Consider the following 8,515-nt stretch of genomic DNA (forward strand, 5'->3'; position numbering starts at 1 on the left):
CAGGGGGAGCGGGGAACCGTGACACGGCCGGGCCCGCGCGCCGGGCCGCCGCGGGCGAAACCGCCGACCATGCATTGGTCGTACGACCAAGGGGGCAGCAGATGGACGTTCTCGGTCGCCTTTCCTCGGGTCGTCCTGATGGCTCAGTCCCTGGTGGCGCCTTCCGGCCAGAGAACTCGTACGGGCACGCCGGTGCGCTGTGCGTAGGCGACGACGTCGGCTGTGCCTCCATACCCCCGCGCGGGCTGGCCGTCCCAGACGGCGAGGACCTCGTCGACCAGGCCGACGAGAAGCTCACTGCCGGACATGTGGGCTTGTGAGTCGGATTCGCTGATTCCTGTGTGGTGGATGTCGGAAGCCTGGCGGAGGAGTGCGTCGTAGGGCTCGTGGTGCCAGTCGGGGAGGCCGTCCCGGTAGCGCTGTGCCGGGATGACGACTTCGATGCGGCCGCCGTGGTCGAGCACGGCTTGGGCGAACCAGGCGTTGGGCCCGTCGGCGATGCAGCTCACCCCTACCAGGCCGCTGGGCGGATACTGCCGGATCGCGTCCGCGAGCGTGCTACGCACTCGACCGCCGACCTCGTCGGGCAGGCCGCGGTGGCCGGTGATGCCGATCCTCATGATGTCCTCACTCACAGGTAGGCGTTGCTCTCAGCCTTTCGGCAAGCCACCTGAACTCGCAGAGAACCACGTCCTCGCAGACCGGCCGCGTGGTCGGCCCACGGGACGTGGCTTTCGTTGTTCAGCTCAAGGACTTCTCAATGGCCTCGAAGACGTCCGCATCGGTCTCCTGCTGCCAAGGCGGCAGCTCCGCCCAGTCGGCGACGTAGCCGGGCTTCGGATTCGTGAAGTGCTTGTACATCTGGGCTGTCCAGCAGAGTGCGACGAACCGGCTCTTTTGCTCGCGGGACAGCCGCGCAGCATGCCCGTCACTGAGCTGGAGGAACTGACGGACCTGGTCGTGTACCGCTCCCGCCGCGGAGCGCTCCCACTCCGGTGTGTCCTCCCAGGGTGTGACGTAGCCGGCCTTCGGCTCTCCCGGGAAGTGCGCATGCACTCCGGCAATCCATGCCTCACGGAACAACTGCGCGCCCTTGTTCTCCGACAAGCCAACCCCTCTCATCGTGCACGGTCCAGAGCAGCGATTTCGGCGCTCAGCGCAGCGACGCGACCATCACGGATGAGTGCGCCGAAGTCGTCTCGCAGGGCCAGGAGTCTCAGGGGCGCCCGATGGCCAGCATGTGAGAGCTGGCAGCCAAGAGGTCCGGATACGGTTCCGCCATGCGGGCCGCCGTCAGCGCAGCGCGGAACATCGGCGTGTCGGCCAGGTTGTTGCCTGTGTGCTGTTCAGTGGCCTTCAGCAGAGACCACGTCGGCCCCTCGACGCCGTAGACGTTCACCTCTTCGAAGCCGCTGAGGCGCAACTCGTTCGCAAGGCCGTCGGAGGTGTGGAAGTAAGCAGCTGTGAAACCCTTTCGCCCCGGGTCGTGCCGTCCGGTGGAAAGGATGTCCTTCACCGCGTCATGGACTCGTTCGCGATCGAGCCAAGTGGTTGCCGTGTGCTCGAACAAAGAGGCATAGCGGCTGATCGCCGCAGCCGCGAACAACCCCCCTGGCTTCAGAACTCGGCGGGCTTCGGCCAGGGCCTGGAGCCTGTCTTCTCGATCGAGCAGGTGGTAGAGGGGTCCCAGGAGGAGTACGACGTCGTAGGAGTGATCGGTGGCGCTGAGCTTCCGTGCGTCGCCAAGCTCTACGGTGCACCCGGCTTGCTGTGCCACCTCGACGTGGCGGGGCACGGGGTCGATGAGATGGACGTTGTAGCCGTCGGCGGCCAGCCACCGCGCGTGAGCACCGGGCCCTCCGCCAACGTCCAGGATGCTTGCAGGCGCCGCTGGGAGGTGGCGGCGCAAGAGTTCTTGTGTGCGGATCAGCTCCAGCTTGCCGTCGGCGGAAGAGGTCAGCCGCGTTGCCTCGTCGAATCCCTCGGTGTAGAAGGCGATGATCTCGGGGGCGACTTCGGGCACAGGAGTCATGGAGGCATGCTGTCCCCTGACCGGTCAACCTGTCCAGAGATTCGGAGCGATAGACAATGCCCACGCTGAAGTATGAACAGATCGCTGATTCCTTGCGCAGGCGGATCACCGAGGGTGAGTTCAGGCCCGGTGACCTCCTGCCGTCCAGTCGAGACCTGTGCGAGCAGTGGGGTGTGTCCAGGGCCACGGTCAACAAGGCCCTGGATGTGCTGCGTGCTGATGGTGTGGTCGTGTCGCGGCAAGGCCTGGGTTTCCGGGTGACGGATGTGCCCCTGGCCAGGCCGGCGGGCGGAAGGCGCGTCAACACCACGCGGGTGACCGGCGGTCGCCCCTTCCGCAGGCTCGGAACTCCGAACCGGGAGGTCCCGCCCGACAGGGTTCGCGACGCTCTCGGACTCCGCCCCGGAGAATCGGCCCTGAGGAGGGATCGTTTCGTTCTCCTTGACGATGGGGCGCCGCTTTCGCGAGTGACTGCCTGGTTCCCGCCGGACGTGGCCGATCGCTGCCTTCGTCTGGCGCAAAAGGGGCCGATCATCGAGGGCACCACCAACTACGTGGCGCGTGAGTCCGGACGGCGGCCGGTCAGAGGGATCGACGTCACAACTGTCCGGCTTGCTAGGGCAGAAGAGGCCGAATGGTTCGACCGGGCCCAGCCCCTGGCCGTCGTGATCGATCTGCATGTCGCCTACGACGAGGCGGGATGCGCACTGGTATGCGAAGAAGGGCTGACGCCCTCCGATCTCTGGGAGCGGGTGGACAACTACCCAATGAATCCGAGCATTTGACTTGACTGGACCGGTCAACCGGTCCAGTGTGGTCGGCATGACTCAGGATTTCCCTGGCCCGTCTCTTGTACCCTGCTCCCCCTCCTCGGACGGGCCGCGAGCGCGTCAACCTGCGGGCCGGGGAAGGAGGGGTCCTGCTGGCCCCCGTGTACTGCCTGAACGCGCCGTGAGTGAGCCCAGCCGGGAAACGCGGCCGCACTCCAACCCGGGGCACCCCGGAGACCGTGACCAGGGCAGGCGGGTGTTCGTCGTCTGTGAGAACGGCGTCGCTGTGGAACGACCGAATCAGCTGACCCATCTGCCCCGTCCCGGGGCCGTGCCGGTGGCCGAACGATTGCGGGCCCGGCTCGCCGAGGTGAACGCCGCTTCCCGTAGCCGTGCCGGGGGCTGGCTGTGACCATCTCCGACACCATGTCGTCCGCCCGCACGATGTCAACCGGTCCGCACGCGCCGGTCCGCAGGCCCCTGACCGTCCCGTACATCACCGCGTGGAGCGGGGAGACCCGCAGGACAGCGGCGATCATCCGCAACCGGGCGGGTACCGGGATCACGTTCCTCGGCGGGGAGAACGTTCAGGACCGTGACGAGCGCGGGGTCCTGTGGACCAACCGCGGCCTGGCGCCCGGCAAGGGGACGCCGCAGTTCGGCTATGTGCATTCGCAGCGTCAGCGCCGGTGCATGCGTCGCTGGCTCTGCCAGGTCTGCGGCGGGCCGGCCGACCACAGCGTCGACGGCACGCTGTGGCTTCTGGACACCGCAGGCGTCGAGGGGTCCTTCCCGCAGGCCGTGGAGCGGACCGTGCAGCCTCCGGTCTGCCGCCGGTGCGCGGTCGAGGCCCCGCCCCTGTGCCCGGCCCTGCGTCGCAGTCACGCGCTGGTCCGTGTGCGGGATCACGCGGTTGCCGGGGTGTACGGCCATTTTTACGAGCTCTGCCGCAGCACGGGGCAGGTTGATTCGGACAGGGAGGAGTACGTCTACTACGGCGATCCTGCGCAGTGGTGGGTCCTTGCCGGGCAGCTGTTCGCCCACCTGTCCGGTATCTCTCGTGTGCCCGAGGACGAGACAGCCCGTTGGCGCGAGCAGGGGGCGCCCGGGATTCCCGAAGGCGCCGAGCTCGGTCGGCACGCACGGAGCAGGGAGGGTGAAGCGCGTGATGAAAGCTGACCGGCCGGATCTGGAACGGGCTTGGCGGTACGTGGTGACCACCCCCCACGGCCCGGGGCCGGGCTCCGGCTACGTTGCCCCGCCCGACGCGCCGGGACCGACCTGTCTGTCCTGCTGCCGGATCGACGCCGACCTCGCCCAGGCGGTCAGGAGCGGTGACGTCATGGCCGAGACGCGGATTGCCCGGCAGCGGGCGGCGCACTGGTCGAGCATGCACCGGACGGTGCAGTGGTGAGCGTGGCCAGGCCCAGCCTTGGGCCCGATGACATGCTTTGCCCGCATGGCGGCCACCGCCTGAGACCGGTCCGCGCGGGCGTGTACCGGTGTGACGAGCACGGCATCACGATCGTCCGTAAACCCCCGTGGCCCCTGTCTGTCCTCGTGCCCGCTCGGCCCGGGGACACCCCGCTTGCAGAGGCGTTTTCGCAGGCAACCGATTGACCGGCTTCCGCAGAGGAAGAAGCGAAGGTGAACGACTTCACCGATTGGGCGTCCGTGCTCGTCTCGGCCGTGGACGCCGATAACCTCACCGGCCCCGACACACGCTGCCAGGATGCCCGCACGCCGCGTGCCCTGGCCGGTGCCCCTGTTGCCGTCCTCGATCATGTCGCCCTGGCGTATGAGGACTTCCACCGTTGCGGGCCGCAGCCGCTGAGCGGTCTGCGCTCGGACGCCGTCGCCCATCGGCTGACCGTGCATGAGGACGCGGTGAACGTCCTGGTCGCCCGCATGGTGGTGCCCGGCGGTCCATGGCCGGGGCACTACGGCCTCGAGGCCGTGGCTTTCACCGCCGAGCGCGCGGTGATGCCCCGGGCCTTCCCGCCGTGTGACACGCAAGGCCAAGTCCTGACGTTCGGGGAGATCATGGCGGCGTCGAAGGCGTTCACCGCCCGCGCCTCCGGCGGCGCCGTTCTCTTTCCCGAGCAGCTCGCCGTCACCTCGCGGCCGACCTGTCAGTCCTTCGGGGTTGTTTTCCTCGACCGGCTGACCGCGCTCTTCCGCGACCGTGTCCTGCCGCTCATCGATGACCAGCACGAGGGCACGCATGCCTTCCCGTTGCGCAAACTTCGGCAACTGGCCTTCCTCGCCCACGAATGGGGGCACCGGCAGGGGCCCATCGCGGAACTGTCCGTGTCCGTCCGCGGGCGGCGCTTGGTCGCTGTCATCGCCGAACTGCGTGCCGACCTCGAAGCGCTCGGCATGCTGGGGAACTGCCGCGAACCCTGGGCGCCCTGGGCCGCCGGCGTCCTCGTCGCCGACCGCATCGTCCGGGAAGCGTGGCTGCGCCGTCCGCAGGCGCAGGTGGACGCGATCGCCGCCCGGCACCTGCTCGCCCTTCTCCTGCGCCACCGCGCCGTCGCCCTGTCCGGCAGCGGCCGTATTGTGCTGCACCTGGATCAGGCCGCCGCTCTCCTGCGGAAGGAACTGGAGACGGTGCGGCGCGTTGAGGGGGAGCTTTCGGCGGGAGAAGCCGGGGCGGCGGCCCGCTATCTTGCCGGGTGCGGCTGGGCCATCGCCGACGGCTCGACCTGCTACCGCGAGCTGGACCAGCCCGTCGCCCGGTACCTCGGCTACCAAGCCTCCATGAAGGAGATCGCCCGTGCGTGATCACACCATCGAGACCTATCTGACCGAGCTGGCGGCCAGGACACCCGCTCCGGGCGGCGGTGCCGCTGCCGCCCTGCACGCCGCACAGGCCGCCGCCCTGGTGGGCATGGTCGCCCGCTACACCACCGGCCCGAAGTACACGGACCGCAGCGAAACGGTCGGGCTGATCACGGAGCGGGCTGACGCCCTGCGTGGGCACGCGCTGCAACTCGCTGCCGAGGACGCCGCTGCGTTCACCGCCGTCACCGAGGCGTACAAGCTTCCCAAGGACACCGACGAGGCCAAGGCCGCCCGGTCGGCCGCCATCGCCGCCGCCCTCCTCGACGCCGCCCGCCCGGCCGAGGCCACGATCACCTGCGCCGCCGATGTCGTGGCGCTCGCCGAGAAGCTGCTGCCCATTGGCAACCGCAACGTGATCACCGATGTCGGGGCGGCGGCCGAGGCGGCACGGGCCGCGGCGGCGACCGCGCGCCTGAACATCGAGATCAACCTGTCCGGGATCAAGGACCCCGACGCCCGCACCGCACTGCTCCGCTCTGCCACCCTGGTGGACGCGCTGGCCGAACGCACCGAACACATCACTGCCACCGTGCGCAAGGAGATCACCAGGTGACCGCCAAGCCCCTCTCCGGCAAGGAACTCGCCGCTGCCATCCGCGCGGACGTCACCACCCGGGCCGCTCGCCTCACCGATGCCAGTACTCCGCCCCGGCTGACCGTGGTCACCGCGACCAAGGACGAGTCCTCGGCCTGGTACGTCTCCTCCATCGCCAAGGCCGCGACGAAGGTCGGCATCACCTGCGCCGTCCTCGACTGCGGCCCCGACGCCTCCGCCGATGCCCTCCGGGAGACGTTGCGCAGCCTGTCCGCCGACCCGGCGGTGCACGGCATCATCATGCAGACCCCACTGCCCCAGGGCATCCGGCTGGACGACGTCGCCGGGTCGATCGACATCGCCAAGGACATCGACGGAGCCAACCCCGCCTCGCTCGGCCACCTCGCCGTCGGCCACCCCGTCTTCGCACCCGCCACCGCCGAGGCCGTGATTGAACTCCTCGACCATCACGGCATCCCGCTCTCCGGCGCCCACGTCACTGTCGTCGGCCGCTCCGCCGTCGTCGGCAAACCTCTCGCCCACCTCCTCCTCAACCGCGACGCCACGGTGACCGTCTGCCACTCCCGTACCCGCGACCTGTCGGCCGTCACCGAACGCGCAGACGCCCTGGTGGCCGCGGTCGGCCGGGCCGGTCTCATCACCGCTGACCACGTGGGAAAGGAAGCAGTGGTGATCGACGTGGGCACCAACGTCACCCAGGACGGCGGTCTCGTCGGCGATGTGGCTCCCGGAGCGGTGGAAAGGGCATCCGCGCTTACGCCCGTGCCTGGCGGAGTCGGGCCAGTGACCACTGCCCTTCTCCTCCGGCACACCGTGCAGGCCGCCGAGCGCCAGAGCGCTTGACGTCTGCCCTTCCCTCTGTTCCGGGCCCAGCCGTCAGCCGGGCCTGGACCCATGTCTGGTCAGGCACAGATGATGTGTGCTGCCCCATGTTCTGGGTGCTTACGCCGAAGTAGAGAAACCCTCTACCGCCGCCTTCTGGCTGAGCCGGTGGCCGGCGGGAGCCGACGAGGCCCTGCGGATGCTTATCCAACAAGTCACTGAGGAACGTTGCCGCATGAGCATTGCGAGCTACTGGGACCGCTACGCGGCCGGGGCCGTCGAGAAGATCGGGCCGGTGGAGGTCTCTGTCGAGAAGGGGTTCGGCTGGACCCAGTACGACCACCACGGGCCCGCCGAAGAGCTGCTGGAGCAGCCGGGCAAGGCCCTGGAACTGGGCTGCGGGTGCGGCGACAACGTCGCCTACCTGGCCCGCAAGGGGAGCGATGCCACCGGCGTGGACCTCTCCCCGGCACAGATCAAGCACGCTGCCGAACGATGGGGCGACGTCCCCGGCGCCCGCTTCCGCCTCCGGGAAGCCGTGGACTATCTCAGGACCACCGACGAGACCTTCGACGCCGTCTACTCGATCTGGGGAGCCTTCTGGTTCACCGACCCGCGTCGCCTTCTGCCCGTCATCCGTGAACGCCTCAACCCGCGCGGCGTCCTCGTCTTCTCCCAGGCGCCCGCGGTCGAGGGCTGCTACGGCGCACAGGGCATGTACGGCAACGGCTTCAACGGCAAGATCCTCCCGGTGCAGCGCTGGGCGTACAGCGAGGAGATGTGGAAAGGCATCCTCCTCCATCACGGCTTCCTCGACATCGAGGCACGGGTCCTGGAAGCCCCCGACCCCGAGAACCTCGGGACCCTGATCGTCACCGCACGCGTTCTCTGAGCCTTACGCCGACGCCTGTGCCGTTCCGCGGAGTGCCGCCCGTGCTGCGGCCGCGCCCCGGCGGGCCGCCGCCACGGCTCTGCTGGTCTCCTCCGCTCGCTCGGCGGCGTGGCAGCGGCATTCCCGGCACAGGACCTCGTCGGCCGCCGGCCGGAACAGGCGTGGCTGCACGTGGTCGCCCGCGCATTCACGCATCTCCGCCACGCGCGGCCCGGACCGGGCGGCGGTCGCCTTCTGCTCCGCCGCCCGTTGCTCGGCGAGCGTCGGCGCTTCCGGGCATTTGCGGGTGAGGCGGTCGCGTACCAGCCCGGCCGGGGAGCGGACGGGCTCGGGCAGCCACTGGGTCAGGGCCTCGCGGATGTCGGTCGCGGTGGCGCCTCGCTGGAGCCAGTCCCCGGCCAGGGGTGCCAGGGCGGTGACCTCGCGGCCGGTCAGGCGCAGACGGCGTTCGCCGTGCGAGACGGCTGCCAGGATCTGGGCGCCGCGCTCCACGAGCGGCGCGGGCACCGTGCACACCGGCGGCGGAACGGATGCGGGGGCCGTCCCACCCTCCTGGTCGGGGACGGGCATCTCGTCGGCGGAGGGCTGGGAGGGGGG

10 protein-coding genes and 1 pseudogene are annotated in these 8,515 nt (G+C 69.5%); 7 read left to right on the plus strand and 4 right to left on the minus strand.

The features are described 5' to 3' along the window. Positions 1-143: 143 nt before the first annotated feature. The 3 genes from K6I34_RS25545 to K6I34_RS25555 all read right to left on the minus strand — a co-directional run bounded on the left by K6I34_RS25545 (position 144) and on the right by K6I34_RS25555 (position 2,032). The gene (locus K6I34_RS25545; RefSeq protein WP_229328871.1) at positions 144-620 is read right to left on the minus strand and encodes a hypothetical protein; all 477 of its coding nucleotides are present in this window, start codon (positions 618-620) and stop codon (positions 144-146) included. A 121-nt stretch (positions 621-741) separates the two neighbouring features. After that, positions 742-1,107: a hypothetical protein gene (locus K6I34_RS25550; protein ID WP_229328873.1), complete on the minus strand. Its 366-nt coding sequence runs from the start codon at positions 1,105-1,107 to the stop codon at positions 742-744. 109 nt (positions 1,108-1,216) lie between these two features. Then, positions 1,217-2,032, minus strand: coding sequence for a bifunctional 2-polyprenyl-6-hydroxyphenol methylase/3-demethylubiquinol 3-O-methyltransferase UbiG (locus K6I34_RS25555; protein WP_229328875.1), 816 nt, complete (start codon positions 2,030-2,032; stop codon positions 1,217-1,219). Between the two features lie 56 nt (positions 2,033-2,088). Here K6I34_RS25555 and K6I34_RS25560 point away from each other — a divergent pair, with 56 nt between their 5' ends. The 7 genes from K6I34_RS25560 to K6I34_RS25590 all read left to right on the plus strand — a co-directional run bounded on the left by K6I34_RS25560 (position 2,089) and on the right by K6I34_RS25590 (position 7,918). Further along, the gene (locus tag K6I34_RS25560; RefSeq protein ID WP_229328884.1) at positions 2,089-2,817 is read left to right on the plus strand and encodes a GntR family transcriptional regulator; all 729 of its coding nucleotides are present in this window, start codon (positions 2,089-2,091) and stop codon (positions 2,815-2,817) included. A gap of 393 nt (positions 2,818-3,210) precedes the next feature. Then, positions 3,211-3,981 carry a hypothetical protein gene (locus K6I34_RS25565; protein WP_229328886.1) on the plus strand — a complete coding sequence of 257 codons (771 nt, stop codon included), beginning with the start codon at positions 3,211-3,213 and terminating at the stop codon, positions 3,979-3,981. After that, on the plus strand, positions 3,968-4,216 hold the full coding sequence (locus K6I34_RS25570) for a hypothetical protein (RefSeq protein ID WP_229328888.1): 249 nt from the start codon (positions 3,968-3,970) through the stop codon (positions 4,214-4,216). The genes K6I34_RS25565 and K6I34_RS25570 overlap by 14 nt, the downstream gene beginning before the upstream one ends. A 233-nt stretch (positions 4,217-4,449) precedes the next feature. Beyond that, a complete protein-coding gene (locus K6I34_RS25575; protein WP_229328890.1) occupies positions 4,450-5,589 on the plus strand; it encodes a hypothetical protein in 1,140 nt (379 codons plus the stop codon). Continuing rightward, positions 5,582-6,202 (plus strand): cyclodeaminase/cyclohydrolase family protein, encoded by a 621-nt coding sequence (locus K6I34_RS25580; RefSeq protein WP_229328892.1) that lies wholly within the window; start codon positions 5,582-5,584, stop codon positions 6,200-6,202. Before K6I34_RS25575 ends, K6I34_RS25580 begins: the two co-directional genes overlap by 8 nt. Next, a complete protein-coding gene (locus K6I34_RS25585; protein WP_229328894.1) occupies positions 6,199-7,047 on the plus strand; it encodes a bifunctional 5,10-methylenetetrahydrofolate dehydrogenase/5,10-methenyltetrahydrofolate cyclohydrolase in 849 nt (282 codons plus the stop codon). The genes K6I34_RS25580 and K6I34_RS25585 overlap by 4 nt, the downstream gene beginning before the upstream one ends. A gap of 214 nt (positions 7,048-7,261) precedes the next feature. Beyond that, positions 7,262-7,918 (plus strand): trans-aconitate 2-methyltransferase, encoded by a 657-nt coding sequence (locus K6I34_RS25590; RefSeq protein ID WP_229328896.1) that lies wholly within the window; start codon positions 7,262-7,264, stop codon positions 7,916-7,918. A 3-nt stretch (positions 7,919-7,921) separates the two neighbouring features. On the opposite strand, the pseudogene K6I34_RS25595 reads toward K6I34_RS25590, so the two are convergent. Continuing rightward, positions 7,922-8,515: pseudogene (locus K6I34_RS25595) on the minus strand (hypothetical protein); the annotation flags it as partial.

Source organism: Streptomyces sp. UNOC14_S4, assembly GCF_020740835.1.
In the GTDB taxonomy this organism is placed as follows: Bacteria; Actinomycetota; Actinomycetes; order Streptomycetales; family Streptomycetaceae; genus Streptomyces.

What these genes read in the sequence shown, in the direction of transcription:
- K6I34_RS25545 (WP_229328871.1), bottom strand. Translation starts at nt 620, where the DNA reads ATGAGGATCGGCATCACCGGCCACCGCGGCCTGCCCGACGAGGTCGGC.
- K6I34_RS25555 (WP_229328875.1), bottom strand. Translation starts at nt 2,032, where the DNA reads ATGACTCCTGTGCCCGAAGTCGCCCCCGAGATCATCGCCTTCTACACC.
- K6I34_RS25560 (WP_229328884.1), top strand. Translation starts at nt 2,089, where the DNA reads ATGCCCACGCTGAAGTATGAACAGATCGCTGATTCCTTGCGCAGGCGG.
- K6I34_RS25590 (WP_229328896.1), top strand. Translation starts at nt 7,262, where the DNA reads ATGAGCATTGCGAGCTACTGGGACCGCTACGCGGCCGGGGCCGTCGAG.